This is a genomic window from Zhongshania sp., from assembly GCF_041584495.1.
Lineage (GTDB): Bacteria > Pseudomonadota > Gammaproteobacteria > Pseudomonadales > Spongiibacteraceae > Spongiibacter.
Genome location: NZ_JBFHDY010000024.1, coordinates 13909 through 36487 on the forward strand (window position 1 = coordinate 13909; position 22579 = coordinate 36487).

The following is a 22579-nucleotide window of genomic DNA, read 5'->3' on the forward strand; positions in this document are numbered from 1 at the left end:
AAAATTGCTAAAAAGGTATGTTTTTTATACCTATGTATTCATTCGAATTTGACCCAAAGAAGAGCAAATCCAACTTCGAGAAGCATGGCATTGACTTTGTTGATGCCCAAGCTATCTGGCAGGATACGGATTTTATTGAAATTATGGCTAAATCAGATGATGAGCCAAGCGCTTTGGTGGTCGGCATGATCGACGGGAAGCATTGGTCTGCCATTATTACTTACCGTACGGACAGGATTAGGGTCATCTCCGTTCGGCGGTCCCGAAATTCTGAGGTGGTACTTTATGAAAGCTAAATCGCTGGATAAGAAGTTCGACGATAATCAATCGGATGTTATCGATGAGCTTGATCTTTCATCTATCAAGCGTCCCAATCAAATGCAGAAACGGGTTAACGTAGATTTTCCCACCTGGATGATTGAGTCACTTGATAAAGAGGCTTCGCGCCTAGGGGTTACTCGTCAGTCCATTATTAAAGTATGGCTTGCTGAACGTTTAGAGCAATCAACGTTGAGCAAGCAAATGCAGCCTACGCAAAAAGCGCGTGGCTGATTTGGGCGTTAAAACCCCCCCACTAGTTTGCGCCGGTAATTGCCCGCAATGCTGCCAAGCGTTGCTCGCGCAGAGCAGCGCCAAGTTCCGCCCCCTTGTAGCCTTGGCTCATTAATTCCCCAGCGCTAATGGCGCTCAATTGCTCGCCAGCATCCGCTAGCATCGCCAGTCGGGTCTCGCTGGGCTGGAGTAGCTGGGCAACGGCGATAAAATTAACGAGCTGTTCGGGGCGACGAGCGTAATCAAATTGTTCCAAAATCGTTAGCCATTCATCAGCTGTTGCCAGTGCGGGTAGCGGCGTATTAGCGGCGCAGCGCTCGGCCAGCCAGCTTGCGCTATTGCTGGCGCGCAAATTTTGGCACAGGGTTTTGCAGCTGCTGGCATCGAGATTGCTGCAGCTAATGGCAAAGCGCTGGTCTAGTGACAGCGCCTGCGCGGCGGCGGTATCGATCAGGGTTAATAACGCCGGTGTGAACGATGCTGCCCATTCAGGAAAGCGTGCGGCGAGGGCGTCGCAGTTGAGCAGCACCTCGAAAAAACTCGCAGGATTTTGCTCTCCCAGGGCCTTGCTTAGCTCTACCCAAATTCGTTCTGGGGCGATGGTCGCCAGCTCGCCGTTACGGCTCATGCTGCGCATCAAGGCCATGGTCTCCTTGGCGACCGTAAAGCCGCGGTGGGCGTAACGCGCAGCAAAGCGCGCGACTCGCAAAATGCGCAGGGGATCTTCGGCAAAGGCGGGCGACACGTGACGCAGCAGTTTAGCGCCGAGATCACGTTGGCCGCGATAGGGGTCGATAATTGCCTTATCTTCGTCTTGGGCCATGGCATTAATCGTCAGATCGCGACGGCTGAGGTCTTCCTCTAAGGTGATGTCTGGGCTGAAATCGCAGACAAAACCGTGATAGCCGGGCCCGCTTTTACGCTCGGTGCGTGCGAGGGCGTATTCTTCTTTAGAGTTGGGGTGCAGGAACACCGGGAAATCCTTGCCCACTTGCTGGTAGCCCAGTGCCAGCAAATCTTCGGGACGGGCACCCACTACCACCCAGTCGCGCTCGTGATAAGGGTAGTTGAGTAATTGGTCGCGCACCGCGCCGCCGACGAGGTAGGTTTTCATTGCTTTTGGGGTCTGTGTTGGGTTTGGGGGGAGTATAGCAAATAGTGGGGAGCGCTATTAGTCGGACGTCTGAGGTCGGGTGTCGGACGAAAAGGACGTTTGCTGAGTAGCTTGGTGGGCGACGCAAAGCGGTTATCTGTGAGCGTAGCGAATGCCTTTTAAGCCTCAGACGTCTGACGTCAGTCACCCGACTAGGCGTTGCAGTCGCAGCGATGCAACTCCCCGCTATCCATATCCAACATCGTCATTTCTCGCCCCCACACGCAGCCGCTGTCTAGGGCGATAACATCATCGCGCCCGGTTTGGCATTCCAGTGCGGCCCAGTGGCCGAATATAAGGGTTTCGCTGCGGGTATTTGCTTCCTGCCACTCAAACCACGGGCGGTAACCTTTAGGGATGTCGGCTGGGGCGCCTTTAAATTGTAATTCGAGTTCGCCCTCGGCATTGCTAAGGCGCATGCGGGTGAGGTGGTTGGTGATGACGCGCAGGCGGGCTAGGCCGCTTAAATTGTCGTCCCAGCGGCTTGGTTCATCGCCGTACATCTCCTTAAAAAAATCGTCAGCCTGCGGGCTTTGTAAAACGGCTTCGATCTCACGGCTCAGGCTCAGGGCTTGTTCGCTGCTCCACGCAGCGGGAATGCCAGCGTGACTCATTAGGTAGCGGCCGTCGTCGGAACGCAGTACCAAGGCCTGTTGTTGCAGCCAGTCCATCAGCTGGCCGCAGTCGGGGGCATTGAGCAGCGCTTCGAGAGTGGGGTGACGGCCGCGGTCGGCAGCGCCGCGCGCCAGTGCTAGGCAGTGCAGGTCGTGATTGCCGAGGGTAATACGCAGGCTATTGCGAATGCTGTAGAGGTAACGCAGCGTTTCAAGTGAGTCGGGACCGCGGTTGACGAGGTCGCCAACTAGCCAGAGCTGATCGTGTTCGGCTTGAAAGTTGACCTCGTTGAGCAGGCATTGCAGGGGTTTTAAGCAGCCTTGTAAATCCCCTACAGCATATCTGCCCACAATCGTTGCTCCGTTTATGCTGTTTAGTGCAGCGCCGAGGGCCGGACTAGTGAAAATATGCCGATGGGTGCAATAAAGGGCCGACCGGAGGCGCTGATCATTTCGTAACTGCCTTCCATGGTGCCCACGGCGGTTTCTATTACGGCGCCAGAGGTGTAGCTAAACGACTGGCCGGGTTCGATAAGCGGCTGCTTGCCAATAACGCCTTCGCCCTGCACTTCTTGAACCTGATTTTCGCCATCAGTAATTATCCAGTGGCGATTGATTAAGCGCACAGCCTCTTCACCGGTATTGCGAATGGTGATGGTGTAGGCGAAGACAAAGCGCTGTTCTTCCGGCACCGATTGGTCTGGCAGAAATTGGCTTTCTACCTGAATGTCGACAGGGGCTGAATCTGGCATTTTTTACTCCGCAATATCATTTTCTTGTGCGTCACCAACGGCGTTGGCAATCGCAACATAGCTTTCTAGGCTAACATTCTCTGGTCTAATACCTGGGTCTAAGCCCAGTGCTTCCAAACCCTCGCTGCTGATTAAGCCCTTAAGGGTATTGCGCAAGGTCTTGCGACGTTGATTAAAGGCGTCGCGAACGACTCTTTGTAATAGCTTAACGTCGTTGGCCGGAAAGGGAGGTTGAGCATAGGGTGTTAGCCGAACGATGGCGGATTGTACCTTAGGTTGGGGTGAAAAGGCTTCGGGTGGCACATCAAAGAGCGATTCAATTGCACAATAATATTGCGCCATAATACTAAGGCGGCCGTAAGTTTTGCTGCCGGGGCCAGCAGCGAGCCGCTCGACCACTTCTTTTTGCAGCATAAAGTGCATGTCGCTGATGCAGTCGTGGGCGCTAAGTAAATGGAATATAAGCGGGGTAGAAATATTGTAGGGCAGATTGCCCACCACCCGCAGTTTTTCAGTGCCTGCTAGTGCGCCGATATCAAATTTTAGGGCGTCGCCTTCGTGAATACGGAAGTTGTCGCGACTAGAAAATTTATCCGCCAAAATTTGCACGAGATCGCGGTCAATCTCAATAACGTCGAGGTGGCAATCGGTGTCGAGAATCGTGGCGGTAATTGCCCCTTGGCCGGGCCCAATTTCCAGTAAGCGCTGACCCGCTAGCGGTGAAACCGCGCGCACGATGCCGCGAATGATGCCTTGGTCGTGAAGAAAGTTTTGCCCGAAGCGTTTGCGCGCCCGGTGTGGAGCTGGGGATTGCATTAAAGGTGTTTCCTGCTGTGCTGAGTCATTTCAATAGCACGGTTGAGTGCGGCGTTAAAACTGCCAACGTCGGCCGAGCCGCTTCCGGCGAGGTCGAGTGCGGTGCCGTGGTCTACTGAGGTGCGAATAATGGGGAGACCGAGAGTGATGTTCACTGCGCGACCAAAACCTTGGTACTTAAGGACGGGCAGGCCTTGGTCGTGGTACATGGCTAATACCGCGTCACAGTTGGCTAAATGCCGCGGTGTGAAGGCGGTGTCGGCGGGCATGGGACCTTCAAGCAGCCAGCCGCGCTGGCGCAGGACGTTGAGGCAGGGGATGATGGTGTCAATTTCTTCTCTGCCCATATGCCCGCCTTCACCGGCATGAGGGTTTAGCCCAAGCACTAAAATACGAGGGCGCTCACAGCCGAATTGGCTTTGCAGGCTGTGGTGCAGTATCTCGGTCACGCGCTGTAACGTGTTGGTGGTGATGGCGGCGGGAACGGTGCTCAAGGGCAGGTGCGTGGTTACTAACGCGACGCGCAATTGCTCGGTGGCGAGCATCATGACGACGTTGTCGGCAGCGCAGCGCTCTTCAAGAAACTCGGTGTGACCACTAAAGGCGATACCAGCGTCGTTGATAACGGATTTTTGCACGGGCCCGGTGACCAGTGCCTGACATTGTTTGTTTAAACAGGCGTCGGTAGCTTGGCGCAGTGTTTCTAATACGTAGGCGGCGTTGGCGGTGTTGAGTTGCCCGGGCAGCGCGGGGCAGGGCAGGGCAATATCAACGACTTTTAGCTGGCCGCTACGGTGGGCTTGAGCGGGTGCGTTAAGGTCACACGGCAGGCATTGCAGGGGTAGGCCAATGGCGGCGGCGCGTTGTATTAGCAGCGCCGGATCGGCAAAGGCCACGAGTTCGACGTCGTAGTTTTCTTGCGCAAGCTTAACGAGGAGTTCTGGGCCGACCCCGGCAGGTTCGCCGGGGGTGATAGCAATGCGGCTTGGCATCAAATTTTGATGTCGACAAAGGCCTCGCTGCGAATTTTGCGCAGCCAGATGTCCAGTTCGTCGGCATATTTGCGTTTGTGGATGATGTTGCGGGCAATTTGCTTGCGCATTTCTTTGGTCACATCCTGATTGCGGCGCTCAATGACTTTAATGATATGCCAGCCGTAATCTGATGCAATGGGCTCGTGAACTTCACCTGGTGCGGTTTCATCCATGGCTTTCTGAAATTCTGGTACGAGTTGGCCAGGGGCGGTCCAGCCGAGGTCACCGCCTTCTTGGGCTGAGCCGATGTCTTCAGAGTACTCTTTGGCAAGGTCGCGGAAGGATTCGCCATTGAGAATGCGCTGGCGCAATTCTTTAGCAAGGGCAAAGGTTTGCGCTTCGCTGCGGATTGCGGATGGCTTGAGTAAGATGTGGCTGGCGCGAGTCTGCTTGACCATTTGCTTTACACCACGGCTCTCCAGTAACTGGATAATGTGGTAGCCGCTAGCACTTTGGATTGGGTCTGAAACGTCGAGGTCGTTCATCTTGGCCGCAACGTCGACAAACAGCGACGGCAGTTCGGTGCTTTTGCGCCAGCCTAGGTCGCTGATGTTAATCGCATCGTTGGCGTTGTCGATGCTTTTACCCGCGCGCATTTTGGCGCTCAGGGCTTTAGCTCTGGCTTCGGCTTGCTGGCGTTGGGCTGAGCTGGCGTCGGAGTCAACCGGAATAAGTACGTGTGAAAAGTGGTATTCCGGCGCGGTCCGCTGGCGGCCTTCTTCAGATTTCAGGAAGCTTTGGATTTCTTGGTCGCTGATTTGAATACGCTGGCTAACATTGCCCATTTGCACGCGCTGGAGAATCATCTCCTTGGCGATTTGCTCGCGCACCGCGAGATACGAGGCGCCACTGGCAGTAAGCGCCTGTTGGAACTGGGCTAGAGTCAGGTTGTTGCCTGCGGCAATTCTTGCTACTGCGGCATTGAGTTCTTCGTCTTCAATGCGCACGCCGTAGCGGTTGGCAAGCTGTAATTGGATATTTTCTAAAATTAATAAATCCAGAACTTCTTTGCGGAGCTGCTCCGGTGGCGGTCCTTCTTTACCAGAGCGCGCAATATTTGCCGTAATACTGTCAATACGGGTATCGAGTTCACTGGCCAGAATGATGTCGTCATCGACAATGGCGACAATTTTATCCAGCCATTTGGTCTCAGCTTGAGCCAAGGGCGCTAAAACAATTATTAGCGTGGCAGTTAAGGTTTTGAGTAAACGCATATTATTCATCAGATAGGTAGCCAAAAATACTTTCCTTAAGAACACTGGTTACTGCGGTGCCAAGCCCACCCAGTCCTTTCAATTGAAATTCAATGAGCACCGCCGAGTTATTGTCGGTGCCACTGGTGTTAGACCCGCTATTGTCGTCGGGTTCCAGCGCGCGTTGATAAATCACTCTGCTCAACCAGCAACAGTTTTGATACTCGGCGCCAATCAAGTTTTCAACAGGGCGGTCGTCCTCAAAATCGTATTGAGTCTTGGCAAACAGTTTCCACTGACTGTTTAGCGGCAGACTCACGGAGGCGTCGCCCTGCTTGATATTGTTTTCCAGTCCGCCAAATTCATTACCTTCGCGGCGGAAGGTGTAGCCAATACTCAACAGCGCGCCATTGTCGCTGCGCTGATGGTAGCCCAGATTGCTCTGATTAAGCACCCCTTGCCGTGCATCATACAGAAGATCAACGCTGAACCAACGATTGTCATCAGGTAAAAGGCGAAATTGGCCGGCAAAGTCAGAGTTGCTGCTTTTGCGAATATCGTCACCGGGCAGCTGAACTTTGCCCTGGTCAAAATAATGGAGCTGGCCGACGCTGGCGGTTAATACTTCACGCCCTGCGGCATTGTTAATAAAGCGGCTGCTGATGCCGAGGGCGACCTGATTGGCGTCGTCGAGCCGGTCGTGCCCAGTAAAGCGGGTGTCGCGAAATAATTGTTGGTAGGTAAAGGTTAACGCGGCGCTGTCAAAGTCGGGTTGATCGCTCTGTTCTTCGTATTCTGAATAGCGGTAAAATAAGCGCGGCTCTAAGGTTTGGGTCCAAGCTTGGTCGTTGATACTTAGCTCGCGCTCGAAATACAAGCTGCTATCAACGCTGAATAGGGCGCTGCTGGCGCTGGGGCTGGCGTCAATGCCTGCAAGTTGTGCGTCTTCAAGTTCATAGTTGACCATTCGGCTTTTTATGGCGGGCTCAATGAATCCCCAGCGCCAGCGCATAGGGAAGCTGGTGCCGGCGGTTGCGTAGACCCGCTCGCCGGTAACCTTGCTGCCGCCCTCGCGCAAGCTTTCGCGGTGGTCAAACTGGGTGTATTCGAACTCGATAATGGGTTCGAGCTGAAAGTTTTTTGCGGGAGACTGATAATTTAAACGCAGCTGGGGCAGCTTCTGGTATGGGTCTTCTACCACGGCTATTGTCTGGTAGCGCTGCACCTCTAAGCGGCCGCGCCAGTTGTCTGAAATGTAGTTTAATGCGCCCTGTTGATTCAGGTGGGTGCTACGTTTAATCGCCAAGTTAGCGAGGCCAAGATCAGAAAAATAGTCGATGTCGCTGACCTTGGTATAGTCAATTTCCGTTCCCCACTGCTCGCCGACAAATCCTTCTTCTTTAACGTCGACCAGCCAGCGATCAATATTCTCGCTTTGGTCGTTTGGCAAATAGCTGCTGCTGACGGCCCATTCACTGTAGCGATTTAGGTAACGGAACTCGGTTTCGAGTGCCTCACCACGATTTTCGATAAATCGTGGTGCAATAATCGCGTCGTAATTTGGCGCTAGGTTCAGGTAGTAAGGGGTAGAAATGTCCAAGCTGTTACTGGCGAGACCAATAGATGGGAATAAAAAGCCAGTGGCCCGGCGATCATCTACTGGGAAGTTTAGATAAGGGCTGTAAAACACGGGAACGTCATAAACGCGAATGCTGGTGCCCCGCGCAACGCCTCGGCCACTGTCGTAGTCTAGGGCAATGCTATCGGCATGGAGTGACCATGTTTCGTTGTCGGGGGTGCACTGAGTGTAGCTGGCACCGCCCATTTCAAAGCGGCTGTAATCGGGTCTCGCAATGCGCTCGGCGGTGCCCCGGGCGCCAGTTTGGAAGCTTAAAATTTCAGCTTGTTGCAGTTCGCCTAAGCCGCGATTGGTATCAATTTGGGCAAACTGGCCGCGCAGTAAGATACCGGGTTGGCGCAAAACCACATTGTCACGCAGCAGCACCGTGCTATTGCTGCGATTGTACTGGGCATAGCCAGCATCTAAGCTGAGATCGCCTTTGCGCAATTGCACGTCGCCGGTCATGGTGGCTTTGGCGCCGATGGACTCGATGGTGTCGGCGGAGACGTTGAGGGGCGCGCTGAGGGGTGCGATACCAGCGCCGTCCCAATTTCTGGCGGGCTCGATAAACCGTCCCTGGCAGCCAGGGGTGAGACCGCAGCGTGCTGTTTTGGTCAAGTGACTATTGGGCACCCAGTGCCAATGCTGGTAATAGGCGGGTAAATTGCTGATGTCACCGCTGAGTGCCGCATTGCTGGTATCACCACAAGTTTCAGGCGTCGTATCCTGCGCTAAAGCGGCGCTACTGGCCGTGGCGATAAGGGCGAGAGTAAGTAGGCGAAGCACTGGCATCGGTTAATGGTTTTATTTTGGCGATGGAGCCCGGATTGGCGAAGGTGGATAATAAAGCATTCTCTGCTAGGATGCCCGCCTGAGTGTATAAAAGGCCAGAAATTCTGGTTTTTAACGGAATAAAAATGGATCACATATTGAAAGAATTACACCGCTGGTGTCTGCAGCAACTGTCGCTCAGTCCTGCGGATGCGGCAAGTGTCTTGGCAGTTGTGTCTGGCGACGCCAGTTTTCGCCGCTATTATCGATTGCCGCTTAATGATGGCGGCAGTGTGATTGCGGTGCACGCGCCGCCAGATAAAGAAGATAATTTGGCGTTTGCGACGGTGCAGGCTTTATTGCACAAATATGGTGCCAGAGTGCCGACGTTGCTGGGCTGGGACAAGCCGCGAGGCTTCTTATTGCAAGAAGATTTTGGCGACCAGTTGCTGTTGCCATTACTGGTGAACAGTGCAGCGGCCGATCATTACTATAAACAAGCCTTTGGCGTGATGTTGGCCATGCAGCGCATACCGAGTGAGCAGCACAGTTTGCCCGCGTACGATGAAGCGCGGCTAACTACTGAAATGAAGCTGTTCCCCGAGTGGTTTGTGGGCGGTCTGCTGGGTTATCAGCTCGATAGCGCCGAGCGTGTGATGCTCGATGCGGTGTTTTCCCTGTTGAGTCAGCGCGCGCTTGCTCAGCCCCAGGTCTTGGTTCATCGGGATTTTCACAGCCGCAATTTAATGGTGTTGGCTGATGAACGTCTGGGTATGATTGATTTTCAAGATGCCGTGGTCGGCCCTATTAGTTACGATTTGGTGTCGCTGATCCGCGATTGCTATATCAGTTGGCCAGAAGAGTTGGTGGATGATTGGATTAGCGTGTATCGCCGTATGGCAGTGCAAGCGGGCCTGCTGGCGGGGCGCTCTGAAGCAGCGTTTTGCCAAGATGTGGACTGGATGGGCTTACAGCGTCACATCAAGGTGCTTGGTATATTTGCCCGTTTGAATTTGCGCGACGGTAAGTCTGGGTATCTTGCTGATTTGCCGCTGGTGTTGGAATACACCTTGAGCATCGCCAGTCGCTACCCGGAGTTTGATGAGTTTTTGGCGTGGTTTGACCGTAAGTTAATGCCGCTAATCTGTCAGCAAAGCTGGTTTAAGGACGCTGACTAAAATGAAAGCCATGATCTTGGCCGCAGGGCTGGGGACGCGGATGCGACCCCTGACCGATCACTGCCCTAAGCCGCTGTTGCGGGCTGGCGGTCGTCCGCTCATTGATTTTCATTTGGCCAAGCTGGCCGCCGCAGGCGTGAGTGAGGTGGTGGTGAATTGTTCCTGGCTGGCTGACCAGGTTCAAGACTACCTTGGTTCCGCCAACGGCTACGGTCTTCGCATTCACTTGTCCAGAGAAGAGCAGCCGCTGGAAACCGCCGGGGGCATCGTCCAAGCCTTGCCTTACTTAGACAGTGACGACGACGCGCCATTTTTATTGGTCAACGGCGATGTTTGGACGGATTTTGATTTTAGTCGCCTATTAAACTGTCGGCCGCAAGCAGCGCATCTCGTGCTGATTGAAAATCCGCCTCATCACCCTGGTGGTGATTTTGCGCTCACCGACACTGGTTTGGTGACTGAGGGCGACCTTGGGCCCCGCCATACCTTTTCGGGTATTAGCGTATGGCGCCCGTCGATGTTTCGGGGCTTGGCCCAAGGGCAGCGCGCCTTAAAACCGCTTATGCAGAGCGCGATCGCCAAGGGCGGTCTCAGCGGTGAATTGTTTTATGGTCATTGGTGGGATATCGGTACGCCCCAGCGATTGGCAGATCTTGACGACTTTTTAAGTGCGTCGCCTAAGCCTGCTGATTCAGCGCCGAAAGTGCCGTAAAATACCGACTTTGTACTTATAGATACCGTAATGGTTTGCGCATTAAACTAGCGCCTCAATTTTTCAGGAAACTAAAATGGCAGATTACTGGATAGCCCCATCGATATTGTCGGCAAACTTTGCCTGTTTAGGTGCGGAAGTCGACGCCGTGCTCGAGGCTGGCGCTGATATTGTTCACTTCGATGTAATGGATAATCACTACGTACCTAATCTGACTATTGGGCCCATGGTGTGTAAGGCCTTGCGCAAGCATGGTGTGAAAGCGCCAATTGATGTGCATTTGATGGTTTCGCCCGTTGATCGCATGATCGCCGATTTTGCTGACGCGGGCGCCAGCATTATTACTTTTCACCCTGACGCCACAACCCATGTTGATCGCTCGCTGCAGATGATCCGCAACGCTGGCTGTAAGGCGGGCTTGGTGTTAAATCCTGCGGTTGGTCCCGACGTATTGAAATATGTCATGGATAAGCTCGATATGATTTTGCTGATGTCGGTGAACCCTGGCTTTGGTGGTCAGAGCTTTATTCCCTCGACCCTCGACAAAATTAAAGAAGTGCGGGCTTTGATCGACGCCTCTGGTCGGGATATTCGCCTTGAAGTGGATGGTGGTATCTCTGCTAAAAATATTGCTGAAGTGGCGGCCGCTGGGGCAGATACCTTTGTGGCTGGCTCAGCAATTTTTAACGGTGGCGATTACAGTGAAACGATTGAAAAAATGCGGAACGAATTGGCTGGCGTATGAGTGCATTGCAAGGTCTTTTAGATGGTCGTGAGTTACAGGCCATTTTATTTGATTTGGATGGCACGTTGATCGACAGTGTGCCGGATTTGGCCGCGGCGCTAGACGCAAGTTTGGAGCAGCTTAATTATGTGCCTGCCGGTGTTGATCGGGTGCGGGGTTGGGTCGGTAATGGCGCCCGCAAGCTGGTACAGCGCGGCTTGGCCTTCGCGCTTGAGGTGCCTGAGCAATCGTTAGATACCGCCTTACTCGATCAGTTGCTTTCGGTGTTTTTTGAGTACTATGGTAAACAGACCTGTGAGCACACTGTGCTTTATCCCGGTGTGCGTGAAGCCTTAAAACATTGGCATGTTAAGGGCATTAAAATGGCCTGCGTCACCAATAAACCTGCGCGATTTAGCGAGCCAATTCTCGTGCATTTTGGTTTGCAGGAGCTCATGCCGATCTTGGTCGGCGGTGACACCTTGCCAGTGCGTAAACCCGATCCCGCACCATTGCTTTTGGCGTGCGAGCAGCTTGGGGTGCCACTTGCCAATACCGTGATGGTTGGGGATTCTGTGAATGATGTCGCGGCGGCGCGAGCGGCGGGTATGCCCGTTGCCTGTGTGAGTTATGGTTACAACCACGGTGTGCCAGTAGCAGACGCCGAACCAGACCTATTGGTAGATCGTTTCCTTGATCTTTGCGGTAACGTCCGCTGAGCTAGCTAGCCCTACGTTTGGCTACCTGTTTGGAGTGCTGTTCGCTCGTAGCTGCGGCCAACGTCCTTCCTCTTAAACTATTTGCTTCTTCTTAGCCGTAATCACCCTATGGGGGTGGCTGCTCGGTAGATTTATTCCTGGCTGATCTTCTCATTTTCGTGTTGTGGGGGGAATATACCCAATGACACAGTGCGGTTAACTGTAACGTACTGGGTTTTGGTGTAAGTTTTGATTTAATATAACTTATTGATAATAAAGTATTTTATATTTATTTCGACGCATTTTTTGACGAGGTGTCAATTTTTATGTGGATATAAGTGTGTATTTTGGTATCATAACTATCGTTATTAGAATTTGTGCTTTGTAGCGCGAGGTGTATCTGATGAAGAAGTTAATATTAGGCAGCGTATTGGCTGCCTTGGCGTTCGCGTCATTAAATAGTTATGCGAATTGCGCACTGGCTGCGGTAATGAATCCGCCAAGTTTACCTGAGGTAAACGCAAGCGCAGTTGAGGATATGCCAAACCTAAGATTTGCCGTTAAGGAGTACCTTGACCGCGCATCACAAAGATTGGAAGTTTGTGAGGGTTACTCTGACGATTTTGTCTACAACGTGGCGGTAGCGCGGTTAGAAGAAACGGCAGATCACTATAACCAACTAGTTCGTTACCACAAACAGTTACAGGTTTCTGCGAAGTAAATTTTTACCCACCCTTTAGGTCTTTTTGGGCGTATTTGCTGTAATGGCGGTACGCCTTTTTTATGTCTGCGAGAAACCCCTACCCCAGGGTTTAATGACTTGCCGGGCTGCGCAAAAAATCGGCAGCGTAATTTATTACATGAAATATCAAGTTCTGCTCGTTACTACCACTAATGAGCGCTGCGCCGGGGCCACGGGCGTAAATGGCCACGTCTTCGCCAGAGTGGGTTTCGGCAGAAAGGGGAATCAAGGCTTCTTGGTGAAAGCCGCTGGCTTCGGTGTCGATATCCTCTAGGTTGTGACGGCCAGACTGTATTTCTTGTTGGTATGCGGTATCAGCATTGTTGTCGGTGCCTAGGTTTTGAAATCCCCGGCCATTGCTATAGCCTAAAGTGGTGTAAGGCATGCCATCAGCGGCCAGCGTCGGAGTATCACTGCCAACGCCTACCACTTTGCCTAAAATAGGGTTGCCACGCTTGGGGTAACCACTAAAGCTGAAGACGTGACCGTGGTCTGCGGTCACTATAATTAAAGTGTCGTCGGAATTGCTAAATGTCATGGCAGTCGCGACGGCATCTGCGAAGGCAATGGTTTCATTTAAGGCGTTATAGGCATTACCCGCGTGATGGGCATGGTCGATTCGACCGCCCTCGACCATAAGAAAATAGCCGCTGGGGTTCTGGCTCAGCCGCGTTATTGCGGCGGCGGTCATTGCTTGTAGCGAGGGTTCACCGCTGTTGCTGGTGTCGCGGTTTGACTCATACTGCATATGCGTTGGATTAAACAAACCCAAAATCTTGCCTGTTGCGTTTGGCTTAATTGCCTGTAAATCAGCTGCATTTTGGAGGTAGTCGCCATCGCGGTACTGCCGTTGCCACTCCTGGATTAAATTGCGGCCATCCTGCCGATGACCTTCACCACTGGCGTCGGTTTTATCGATAAACGCACGTCGACCACCGCCCATTACCACCTCAATGCCGTCGACGTCGGCGCCGGGAATACGGGCTTCTAGATTTATTTCAAAATCGATTAATTGACTGGCGATATCTTTACAGCCCGCCGCTTTTGCGGCGTCTGGTAGGTCGCTGTCGGCCTCCCAGTCGCGATCAGCGGTTTTGGCATAGGTCGCGGCGGGGGTGGCGTGGGTAATTCTGGCGGTAGAGATAATGCCGGTCGCCTTACCGGCTAGCTCAGCTAATTCCAAGGCGCTGATCACTTCGTTCCCGGCAAGGCTTTGGCAGTTGCCGGGAATGACGTTTTCATCGACACCGAGCACCCCGGCATCGGTTTTTAGGCCCGATACAATGGCGGTCATGGTGCCAGCGGAATCGGGGGTCTGCGAATCGACATTGTAGGTTTTAGCTAAACCGGTGTAAGGGAACGACTCAAAACTCAGCGCGTATTCCTCGCCGCTTTGGCCTAAGCGCTGTCCGGCGAGAATTCGCGCGGCGGTGATCGTGGCGATACTCATACCGTCGCCTAAAAATAAAATAATATTACGCGCCTTGCCGCGCTCAGCTTCGCCCAGCGGTTTGCTGGCGACGGCGCTTGCGGCGTTAAGATACCATTGATTTTGTAGAGTATTGGCGATTAATGGCGCGCTGGTTTGGTGTGTGAGCGGCGCTGTGCTTTGGGCTTTACTTGGTGTGCCGGACAGCGATATTTTGCCGTCGCTGCAAGCTGCTAGCATGAGTGTGGCTACGCTCGCTGCTAGCGCTATTGTTAAGGTGTCGTATTTGCGCGTCATTGTTGCCCCTGAGTTCTTAGCAGTCATTGGCCACTATCTAATTATTTTGTACTTAACGGAAGCGCTGTGTTCTTTATTTTTTCCTCGTTTGTCCATTGCAAGCGAATGTCCCACTGCACGGCTTTATCTCCTGGCAGCACTGGCGTCGTTTCGGGATCAATTTCCTTATGCACATTTGTTACCGGCTTTAAATTGGCGTCACGACCATGAATAAAATCTTGGTCGGCAACAATGCGCATATAAGCCTTATTCAAATCTAGCGCGCGGCGCAGCGACGGCGTAATAAGCTGGTACACATCCAATCCCTGTACCGCTGTAGTATTAAGGCTGCCATCAGCATTAAAAAAGCGTTGGCGAATTTCATCGTTTTCTCTAAATTCATTACCGCCGCCGACGGTACGCAAATAATGGGCAATTTCGCCTTCATTCGCATTTGGGGTGTCTACATTTGGGGCGTCGGGCATGCCGACTAAGTCGATATAGGACCAGCCCTCGGCGCCAGTCACCTTGCGAGCAAAGGCAAAGGTTTGATCGATAGTCGAGCCGATCGTGGTATGGCAGCCCATGCAAAACAAGTGCTCCTCATCACTTTGTTTGCGCAGCTGACCTTGTTGGTTTTCAATAAAGCCGAGCAGCATCCAGCCAAAACTATTATCTGTGCCTTGGTCGCCACGATGAATAAATTGCGGTAGCAGGCCTTCGACTTTCTCTTGATATTCGTTGCCGTATTTGGACACTAAGTGATTTGGATTGTAGTAGTCATATTTGCGCATATAGCGCAGTTCTTTCATGTGCGGGGGTAGGCCAATGGCGCCGCCCTTATCGATGCCGACGTAACGCACCGAGTGTAAAAATTCGGTGCCAAGAGGGTAGAGCATGGGGCTAAGAACTTCGTCAGCGGCACCGCCAATATAGTGGCTTGGGCGGTGCAATGTTTGGATGATACCGAATTTACCGTCGGCATTTAGGTCCTGACACACTGCGTTTTCATCAATATCGGGTAGCGAAATTTGATCGAGATCTTTAATCGCCATTTCTAAAATCGAGAGATTGGCCAGATAGGCGTCTCGGGATTCTGGGCTGTTTTGACAGGACGATTGCCGGAATTTAGCCGGTAGGCGAATCATCACATCGTCGGTAGAACCATTGGTGGGCCAAAAAGTACTGGGTAGCGGTTTGTAATTAAAGGCCACCCAGTGACTGCCGTCTTTGGCGATGCCGTGGTGGTCAAAGGCAGCCCCGCCTCGGTGCAAATTTTTAATCTCGGGAATGGGGCCCTGCCAATCCGGCGTGTTTTTTAGCTGATCAATTAATGGGCTGTAATTGTCGGTGTAAAGATAATCGATAACCTGTTGGTCGCTGATCTCAGCCATTTTTTGCCGGCGATCTTCAAATAAATTTTGCCAATGGTTGCTTAGGCCCAAATCAGAAAAGGCATACACGCTTTGCAAATTGCTGTCGTTCATGGTGTTGGGGCGGCTGCGGTAGGGGTAGCTCTGGTGGCAGGTCATGCAGGGATTGTATTGCCCTTCGTGCTTGGTATAGCACTGGGGTGGAATGACCGCCTCGGCATTGTAGAGAGTGTCGCTCGGTGGTAGGCGTAATATGCCCTGACTACCGGCCGCAATTGTTGGGGGAAATATGAGCTGCTTTAGCACGCTAGCATCTGTTGCCACTGGTTCGTGCTGTACTGCATTTACTTGGTCTTTAGGCGATGCGTCACAGGCGGCTAAAATGAAAAGAAAAATAAGAATGAGCGCTTTCATGGATTCCTTACCAATAAAAAAAAGAGGGCGGATAAATCCGCCCTCTAAACTGCTGTAACACGCGGGTTTTACAGAGCGGGGTCTTCAAACAACCAAATAATATTGTTTTGGTGGTTGCCGGTGTCTTCACCGATTAATACTCGGCCATCGTCCAAAACCACCAGATTATCGGGGTTGGATATGTTATTTATGTTACAGCGGTTGGTGCTGCGGCTGCCGTCGTAGGGGCCGCCAACAACGGCCGGCGAGAGGGTTTTGATATCGACCAAGCCTGCACTGTTTTTGATCAGTTTCATTCGGTAAACCGCGCCACATTTGCCGTGGGTGCCATCTAGCTGAATATCGCCACTGCTATCTGACATGGTGCTAGTGGTGTCGGACATGGCCATATACATATAGGCTTGTTTGCCATCGGCGGCGCCATTATTCCACCAACTATCGGCAAGACCGAAGTTGATATTAACGCCTTCCATTTTATTGAACTCGGCAGTTGCACCCAGTGCTGCGGCCGCCTTGCGGCTCTCAAGGAAACCGACACGGTCGTCAGTAAACGGATTGCTGGCCACCGTGCCGCTAGTGTCGAGGTCGGCGTTCAATTTTGACTCGGCGTAGTCATTGATTTGCTGTGCGGTAATTTGCTTGGCCTCGGCTAAAGTGCCGTTAAAGCTAGCGACAGCCGCTTCGATGGCGGCTTCATTACCCGTGGCTATTTTAATCCACTCAATGGCGAAAGCGGCTTCAGCGGGGTCCTTAATACCGGCGGACTGGGTTGCTTTTGCGGCATAGAGGGACCCGGAGCTCATGTCGCTGGGATTATCTGCTACAAACTTAAATAAGACCGTGCCGCTACCGTCATCGCTTAAAAACACAGTGCGTAAATCTGGCATAACTACCGCGTTCTCGTGGGAGAATCGGCCCAGGAGTTCCAGTTTGTTCATGGTAACATTGGCCACGTCAGCTGCGGCAACAGTGCCGTCAGTGCCGATTTCTACAATATAGCCGTAGTCGTAGGGGTTGCCCCAATTACCACTGCCGTCGGTTGGGAAGCCTCGGTATTCGGCAATCGATTTGGCTTGGCTATTTCCGGCATTAAACCAATCGGCGGTATTGTCAAAATACAGTTCTTCAGAGGTTAGCGGTGTACCCCAGGGGCTCAAGGTACCGAAGCAGTTAACCCACGTGCCGTTAACAGACGAGAAATCTAACATTCCTGCTTGAGTAACCGCATAGGTACTGCTCAGTTTAATGCGACTCATGCCGCCGGGTCGATCTTCCCAGTTGGAATACAGGAAGTAACCGGTGTCGCCATCAGAAACCGCCGCGTTAAAGTCGGGGTCGTTAGAGCTTTTTAATACTGTGTTGCCATCCGCCGCAACGATGTCGCCCATTTGTTTGCCGCTGGCGAGGTCATCATTTTGCTGGGCCAGTACCATATAGCTACCTGTGGCGCTGAGTACCCGCTCTTTATCGGCGGTGGTAATAGGGAAGTCCATGGCGGCGACATTGCCGAGATTATTTACATCGACATTTATAAATGCGCCGATGGTGCCCTTATCAATAATCTTGCCGTCGACATCCATGGTGGTGTTGGAACCGCTTGGGTGTTGGATGTTGCTGAACAACACGCCGTCGCTATTAACGAACAAGCCGGTAAACTCCGCACCCAATGGCGCTGAGGCAAAACGTTTTAGGGCTGCACCTTCTAGGCCGTCCTTGCCATCATTTCCATTTGCGCCGGGGGCGCCAGCTGACCCTGGCGCGCCAGCCGAACCTGGGTTGCCAGCGGCGCCGTCTGCACCGGCCGGGCCGCGGTCACCATCGTCACCGCCACAAGCGCTCAGGCCCGCTGCGAGAATGCTCGCTATAGAGAGTTGTAATAATGCCCTTTTCATAATTATTCCCGTCGTTGGTGAGTAGGAGATATTTAAAACCGCATCAGTGTAGGTGGGGGCTGTTACAGAATAGGGACGATAAAATGTCAGTATTAGCGCGTTTTTATGACAAGGCGCTCAGCTAAAACACAAGCGACTCAAAAAGGTGCTTTCGTCCCTTTTTGGTGCGCCAATGTGCACTTAATGAATGCCTTATTGGCCTTTAAATCACCGCTAATGTATTAATAATGGGTCATTACAGTGTTTGGCACGTAATGTGTATAGTGTCTTGTGTCCGCACTCTTGGTGGCATTGGACACGATACAAAAAATGGAAAGCTAGGGTTCCGGTTGCGACTATTTCATAGGTAAAGCAACGACTGGTCCGAGAGCTTTCGACCTTCAGAGTACGCGGCTAGGCTGCAAGAAGGTTACACGGCGGGACAAAAGCCCGGGAGACGAACGGCGATATGCGCCAGGAGTGCTCTATGCAACCGTGTGAAACCTCTGGAGGTTCAACGATGAAGCGACTTTCCGCTTTACTGCTTACACTCACATTTTCTTCGTTTTCTGCTGCAGCTACCGATAGCTTTAAGGTGTGTTGGTCAATTTATGTCGGTTGGATGCCTTGGGGCTATGCCGCTGAGCAGAAGATCATGGATAAGTGGGCTAAAAAGTATGACCTCGATATTGAGGTCGTACAAATTAACGATTACATCGAATCCATTAACCAATACACCACGGGTGAATTTGCCGCCTGCGCCATGACCAATATGGATGCGTTGACAATTCCCGCTGCCGGCGGCGTCGATAGCACGGCCTTGATTGTTGGCGACTTTTCTAACGGCAATGACGGTGTGGTCTTAAAAGGCTCCGACAAACTCAAAGACATTAAAGGTCAGCGTGTTAACTTAGTTGAGCTGAGTGTTTCTCATTATCTGCTTGCTCGCGGTTTAGAGAGCGTGGGCATGAGCGAGTCAGACGTTACCGTGGTAAACACCTCCGACGCTGATATGGTCGCGGTATTCCCCACCGACGGGGTAACATCGGTGGCAACGTGGAATCCACTGCTTAGCGAAATTACCGGCATGCCAGGGGCGAATAAGGTGTTTGATTCCTCGCAAATTCCGGGTGAAATAATCGACTTAATGGTTATTAACACCGAGGTCTTGAAAGCCAATCCGAAATTGGGCAAAGCACTGACGGGCGCATGGTATGAAATCATGGCCACCATGAGCGCCAACGACAAAGCCGGCATTGCAGCGCGCACCACCATGGGTGTGGCATCGGGCACTGATTTAGCCGGTTACGAGGCTCAGTTGGCCAGCACTCAAATGTTTTATACTCCAGCAGATGCCGTTGCCTTTACCAATAGTGCGGCCTTGAAGACCACCATGAAGAATGTGGCGGAATTTTCCTTTGCCCACGGCCTACTCGGTGACGGTGCACCCGACGCTGGTTTTATCGGCATCGAAACCCCATCTGGCGTGTTTGGTAACAAAGCCAATATTAAATTCCGTTTTGACCCCAGCTATATGCAAATGGCGGCAGACGGCAAACTGTAAATCTCGCGTTTGACGAGATCACCCTCCACCGATGGGGAGGGAGACTACGCCTGTAGATTGCGGGTAACAACAATCAGGCGCAGGGATGCGCCTACCTTCAACCACCTTTCGCTTTGCCAATAGCGTATGCACTCGGGTTTAGCAAATTTATGAAACGACTGATCAATGTACGACCCAGTCGAGTATGGCGAATTGGTCTAGCTCTACTGCCTTTTGTAGTGATTTTACTGCTGTATATTTCGGCATCTGACGCGCGGCTCGCTGAAAACCCCCAAGACAAATTATTGCCGAGCTTCACCCAAATGGGCGATGCCATTAATCGCTTGGCCTTTGAACCTAGCAAGCGCAGCGGCGACTATTTATTTTGGCAAGACACCTTAAGCAGTTTGCGCCGTTTAGGCATTGGTATGGCAATAGCTGCGTCGCTGGGTATGTTATTCGGTTTGCTGACCGGCGCCTTGCCGGTCGTTAATGCCAGCTTTGCGCCGCTGCTTACCGTGGTGTCGCTGGTGCCGCCAATGGCCTTGCTGCCAGTATTGTTTATTGTATTTGGTTTGGGCGAAGTGTCGAAGGTCGCCTTGATCGCCATTGGTATTACCCCGTTTATCGCTCGCGATATTCAAAAGCGCAGCATAGAAATTCCTCGCGAGCAACTCGTCAAAGCCCAAACCTTGGGCGCCAATAGCTGGCAAATTATTGTGCGGGTGTTAATTCCGCAATTGCTGCCGCGCTTGATCGATGCAGTGCGCTTGTCCTTGGGCTCAGCGTGGTTATTCCTAATTGCCGCTGAGGCCATCGCCTCGACTGACGGCTTGGGCTACCGTGTGTTTTTAGTGCGGCGCTATTTATCTATGGATGTGATTCTGCCCTATGTGGCGTGGATCGCCTTGCTGGCATTTATTATCGATTACGCCCTCGCCAAGCTCAGCGCCGTTGCTTTTCCCTGGCATGCCCAGCAGGAGGGCAAGTCATGATTGAAATTCGCAATGTGTGGAAGCGTTTTGACGACAATGTCATCTTGGAAAATATGTCGGCCACGGTAAAAGAAGGTGAATTCGTTACCTTGGTTGGCGCCTCAGGCTGCGGTAAAAGCACTTTTTTACGAATGCTACTGGGCACTGAATCGCCGTCGCAAGGCAGTATTTTGCTGGACGGCAAAGCGATACCGAGCGAACCCGATTCTGGTCGGGGTGTGGTATTTCAGCAGTACTCGGTTTTTCCGCACTTAACAGTATTAGAAAACGTGGCGATTGCCCGCGCCTTTGAACGCAGCAAATTGGGCTTTTTATGGGGTGCGGCAAAGAAAGCGGCGCGGGAAGAGGCGGCGGACTTGCTCAATATTGTTGGCTTAAGTCATATGTTACATCGCTACCCAGATGAATTGTCTGGGGGCATGCGGCAGCGCTTGGCGATTGCGCAAGCCCTTATTTTAAAACCCCGTATTCTGTTATTAGACGAACCTTTTGGCGCCCTCGATCCCGGTATTCGCGCTGACATGCACGAGCTGGTCTTGACGCTGTGGCGCAAACACAAACTTACCGTGTTTATGGTCACCCACGATCTAAAGGAAGGTTTTCACCTTGGCACTCGCCTGTGGGTATTCGACAAATTGCGGGTCGATCCCCAAGCACCCAATGCCTACGGCGCAGGTATTACCTATGACTTGCCGGTTGGCGCCTGCGAGCCAAAATTACTTGAAGAAATAGACGGGAGTCTGTCTGCCAATAAGCAGGCGGAGGAAATATAGCAATGCAAAATTACGCAACAGAATTGGCGCCCGGTAGCCACTGGTCACTGGAATTACGCCGGGGCACGCAGATGACCCTAAGGGATTTAAGCGGCGGCAGCAATGTTGGTATGTTGTTTTATAACCCCCGCAATTTACTGGAGCGTTATAACGCCCCAGACACCCTTAAGTGCCAGCACACCTTTAAATTAAGCCAAGGCCATTGCCTGTATTCAGATATGGGCCGGATATTTGCATCTATTACCGCAGACAGCCTCGGCTGGCACGATACAGTCTGTGGTAATAGCCATGCCAGCCATATTGCCAAAAAATGGGGCGCACGGAATTATCAAGCGCACCGTAATGACTGGCATCAAAATGGCTACGATGCATTTCTAGTGGAGTTAGCCAAATACGGCTTAGGCGCGGCAGACATGGCCGCCAATATTAATTGGTTTAGCAAAGTGGTGACCGATGTGGACGGCAATATGGCCTTGGCGGCATCGGGCAGCCAGATCGGCGACGCGGTCACCCTACGCTTTGAAATGGATACTTTGGTGGTACTGCATAGCTGCCCGCACCCCTATAGCACGGCAGAAACATACCCAAAGCACCGCATTGGTATAGAGCTTGGTTTGGCCGCCGCTGTTGCTGACGATGACGAATGCCTAAACCATTGTCCAGAAAATGCGCGGGGTTTTGCCAATAACGCGCTGTATTACTTGGGCGCCTAAGGCGGAGGATTGACGATGATTAAAGCAAGCCAATTACAGGCCGACACTGCAGCGTTTTCGATGACCGTCGGCGCTGGCGATTACTATCTTGGCAAAGTTAATGAGGGGCAAACTTTTCGGATTTTAGATTTGGATGGTAACCAAGCTGCAGATACCCTGTTTTACAGTGCGGCAAATCCAAGCGAGCGCTATAGCGCGACCGACACTATTCGCGAACAGGGCAATGTTTACCTCACTGCCGGTTCAATTCTACGCAGTAATGAAAATCGCGCCATGCTCAAAATTGTGGCCGATACCTGCGGGCGGCACGACACCTTGGGCGGCGCCTGCGCCACTGAGAGCAATACTGTGCGCTACGATTTAGAAAAGCGTTGCATGCATGCCTGCCGCGACAGCTGGATGCTGGCTATTGCCGAAAAGCCGGAATACGGCTTAAGCAAACGCGACATCAGCCATAACATCAATTTCTTTATGAACGTGCCGGTAACCGAAGCGGGCGGCCTGAGCTTTGCCGACGGCATTTCGGCGCCAGGTAAATACGTAGAGTTAAAAGCACTAATGGATGTCTACGTGCTCATCTCCAACTGCCCGCAATTAAACAACCCCTGCAATGCCTATAACCCAACGCCAAT

The 22579-nt window shown here is 52.3% G+C and carries 22 protein-coding genes and 1 riboswitch; of the genes, 12 read left to right on the plus strand and 10 right to left on the minus strand.

Features of this window, described 5'->3' with window-relative positions; all coding sequences use genetic code 11:
• The first annotated feature begins 32 nt into the window (after positions 1–32).
• Together ABYP33_RS06435 and brnA are read left to right on the plus strand one after the other, a co-directional pair.
• The gene (locus tag ABYP33_RS06435; RefSeq protein ID WP_373089582.1) at positions 33–296 is read left to right on the plus strand and encodes a BrnT family toxin; all 264 of its coding nucleotides are present in this window, start codon (positions 33–35) and stop codon (positions 294–296) included.
• Positions 286–552, plus strand: coding sequence for a type II toxin-antitoxin system BrnA family antitoxin (gene brnA / locus ABYP33_RS06440; RefSeq protein WP_373089584.1), 267 nt, complete (start codon positions 286–288; stop codon positions 550–552). The genes ABYP33_RS06435 and brnA overlap by 11 nt, the downstream gene beginning before the upstream one ends.
• Before the next feature lie 22 nt (positions 553–574).
• Here the strand turns inward: brnA and ABYP33_RS06445 are convergent, their stop codons facing one another.
• From ABYP33_RS06445 to ABYP33_RS06475, 7 genes are all read right to left on the minus strand, one after another.
• The gene (locus tag ABYP33_RS06445) at positions 575–1666 is read right to left on the minus strand and encodes a multifunctional CCA tRNA nucleotidyl transferase/2'3'-cyclic phosphodiesterase/2'nucleotidase/phosphatase (protein ID WP_373089587.1); all 1092 of its coding nucleotides are present in this window, start codon (positions 1664–1666) and stop codon (positions 575–577) included.
• A 191-nt stretch (positions 1667–1857) separates the two neighbouring features.
• Positions 1858–2670, minus strand: a complete 813-nt coding sequence (locus ABYP33_RS06450) for a symmetrical bis(5'-nucleosyl)-tetraphosphatase (RefSeq protein ID WP_373089590.1) — start codon at positions 2668–2670, stop codon at positions 1858–1860.
• A gap of 23 nt (positions 2671–2693) precedes the next feature.
• The gene (gene apaG, locus ABYP33_RS06455; protein WP_373089593.1) at positions 2694–3071 is read right to left on the minus strand and encodes a Co2+/Mg2+ efflux protein ApaG; all 378 of its coding nucleotides are present in this window, start codon (positions 3069–3071) and stop codon (positions 2694–2696) included.
• A gap of 3 nt (positions 3072–3074) precedes the next feature.
• Positions 3075–3887 (minus strand): 16S rRNA (adenine(1518)-N(6)/adenine(1519)-N(6))-dimethyltransferase RsmA, encoded by an 813-nt coding sequence (gene rsmA / locus ABYP33_RS06460; RefSeq protein WP_373089595.1) that lies wholly within the window; start codon positions 3885–3887, stop codon positions 3075–3077.
• The gene (pdxA, locus tag ABYP33_RS06465; protein WP_373089597.1) at positions 3887–4879 is read right to left on the minus strand and encodes a 4-hydroxythreonine-4-phosphate dehydrogenase PdxA; all 993 of its coding nucleotides are present in this window, start codon (positions 4877–4879) and stop codon (positions 3887–3889) included. Before pdxA ends, rsmA begins: the two co-directional genes overlap by 1 nt.
• Positions 4879–6159 (minus strand): peptidylprolyl isomerase, encoded by a 1281-nt coding sequence (locus tag ABYP33_RS06470; protein ID WP_373089599.1) that lies wholly within the window; start codon positions 6157–6159, stop codon positions 4879–4881. Before ABYP33_RS06470 ends, pdxA begins: the two co-directional genes overlap by 1 nt.
• Positions 6137–8527, minus strand: coding sequence for an LPS-assembly protein LptD (locus ABYP33_RS06475; protein WP_373089601.1), 2391 nt, complete (start codon positions 8525–8527; stop codon positions 6137–6139). The genes ABYP33_RS06470 and ABYP33_RS06475 overlap by 23 nt, the downstream gene beginning before the upstream one ends.
• A 125-nt stretch (positions 8528–8652) precedes the next feature.
• Between ABYP33_RS06475 and ABYP33_RS06480 the strand changes: the two genes are divergently transcribed.
• The 5 genes from ABYP33_RS06480 (at position 8653) to ABYP33_RS06500 (ending at position 12539) form a co-directional block, all read left to right on the plus strand.
• On the plus strand, positions 8653–9684 hold the full coding sequence (locus ABYP33_RS06480; protein WP_373089604.1) for an aminoglycoside phosphotransferase family protein: 1032 nt from the start codon (positions 8653–8655) through the stop codon (positions 9682–9684).
• A gap of 1 nt (position 9685) precedes the next feature.
• Positions 9686–10396, plus strand: coding sequence for an N-acetylmuramate alpha-1-phosphate uridylyltransferase MurU (murU, locus tag ABYP33_RS06485; RefSeq protein ID WP_373089606.1), 711 nt, complete (start codon positions 9686–9688; stop codon positions 10394–10396).
• 76 nt (positions 10397–10472) lie between these two features.
• The gene (gene rpe / locus ABYP33_RS06490; protein ID WP_373089608.1) at positions 10473–11141 is read left to right on the plus strand and encodes a ribulose-phosphate 3-epimerase; all 669 of its coding nucleotides are present in this window, start codon (positions 10473–10475) and stop codon (positions 11139–11141) included.
• Positions 11138–11839: a phosphoglycolate phosphatase gene (locus ABYP33_RS06495; protein WP_373089611.1), complete on the plus strand. Its 702-nt coding sequence runs from the start codon at positions 11138–11140 to the stop codon at positions 11837–11839. Before rpe ends, ABYP33_RS06495 begins: the two co-directional genes overlap by 4 nt.
• Positions 11840–12221: 382 nt before the next feature.
• The gene (locus ABYP33_RS06500) at positions 12222–12539 is read left to right on the plus strand and encodes a hypothetical protein (protein WP_373089613.1); all 318 of its coding nucleotides are present in this window, start codon (positions 12222–12224) and stop codon (positions 12537–12539) included.
• 91 nt (positions 12540–12630) lie between these two features.
• On the opposite strand, the gene ABYP33_RS06505 is transcribed toward ABYP33_RS06500, so the two are convergent.
• From ABYP33_RS06505 to ABYP33_RS06515, 3 genes are all read right to left on the minus strand, one after another.
• Positions 12631–14286, minus strand: coding sequence for an alkaline phosphatase (locus ABYP33_RS06505; RefSeq protein WP_373089615.1), 1656 nt, complete (start codon positions 14284–14286; stop codon positions 12631–12633).
• 41 nt (positions 14287–14327) lie between these two features.
• Positions 14328–16052, minus strand: a complete 1725-nt coding sequence (locus tag ABYP33_RS06510) for a hypothetical protein (RefSeq protein ID WP_373089617.1) — start codon at positions 16050–16052, stop codon at positions 14328–14330.
• 68 nt (positions 16053–16120) lie between these two features.
• Entirely contained in the window at positions 16121–17944 is a 1824-nt protein-coding gene (locus tag ABYP33_RS06515; protein WP_373089619.1) for an alkaline phosphatase PhoX, read from the minus strand.
• A gap of 306 nt (positions 17945–18250) precedes the next feature.
• Positions 18251–18382: riboswitch (guanidine-I (ykkC/yxkD leader) on the plus strand.
• 61 nt (positions 18383–18443) lie between these two features.
• Between ABYP33_RS06515 and ABYP33_RS06520 the strand changes: the two genes are divergently transcribed.
• The 5 genes from ABYP33_RS06520 to ABYP33_RS06540 all read left to right on the plus strand — a co-directional run.
• On the plus strand, positions 18444–19487 hold the full coding sequence (locus tag ABYP33_RS06520; RefSeq protein ID WP_373089631.1) for a putative urea ABC transporter substrate-binding protein: 1044 nt from the start codon (positions 18444–18446) through the stop codon (positions 19485–19487).
• A gap of 149 nt (positions 19488–19636) precedes the next feature.
• Complete coding sequence (locus tag ABYP33_RS06525) at positions 19637–20461, plus strand: ABC transporter permease (protein ID WP_373089621.1); 825 nt, start codon at positions 19637–19639, stop codon at positions 20459–20461.
• Positions 20458–21234: an ABC transporter ATP-binding protein gene (locus tag ABYP33_RS06530; RefSeq protein WP_373089624.1), complete on the plus strand. Its 777-nt coding sequence runs from the start codon at positions 20458–20460 to the stop codon at positions 21232–21234. The genes ABYP33_RS06525 and ABYP33_RS06530 overlap by 4 nt, the downstream gene beginning before the upstream one ends.
• 2 nt (positions 21235–21236) lie before the next feature.
• The gene (locus ABYP33_RS06535; RefSeq protein ID WP_373089626.1) at positions 21237–21947 is read left to right on the plus strand and encodes an urea amidolyase associated protein UAAP1; all 711 of its coding nucleotides are present in this window, start codon (positions 21237–21239) and stop codon (positions 21945–21947) included.
• Positions 21948–21962: 15 nt separating this feature from the next.
• Positions 21963–22579, plus strand: a 617-nt coding sequence (locus tag ABYP33_RS06540; RefSeq protein WP_373089628.1) for an urea amidolyase associated protein UAAP2, incomplete at its 3' end; no start/stop codon positions are given.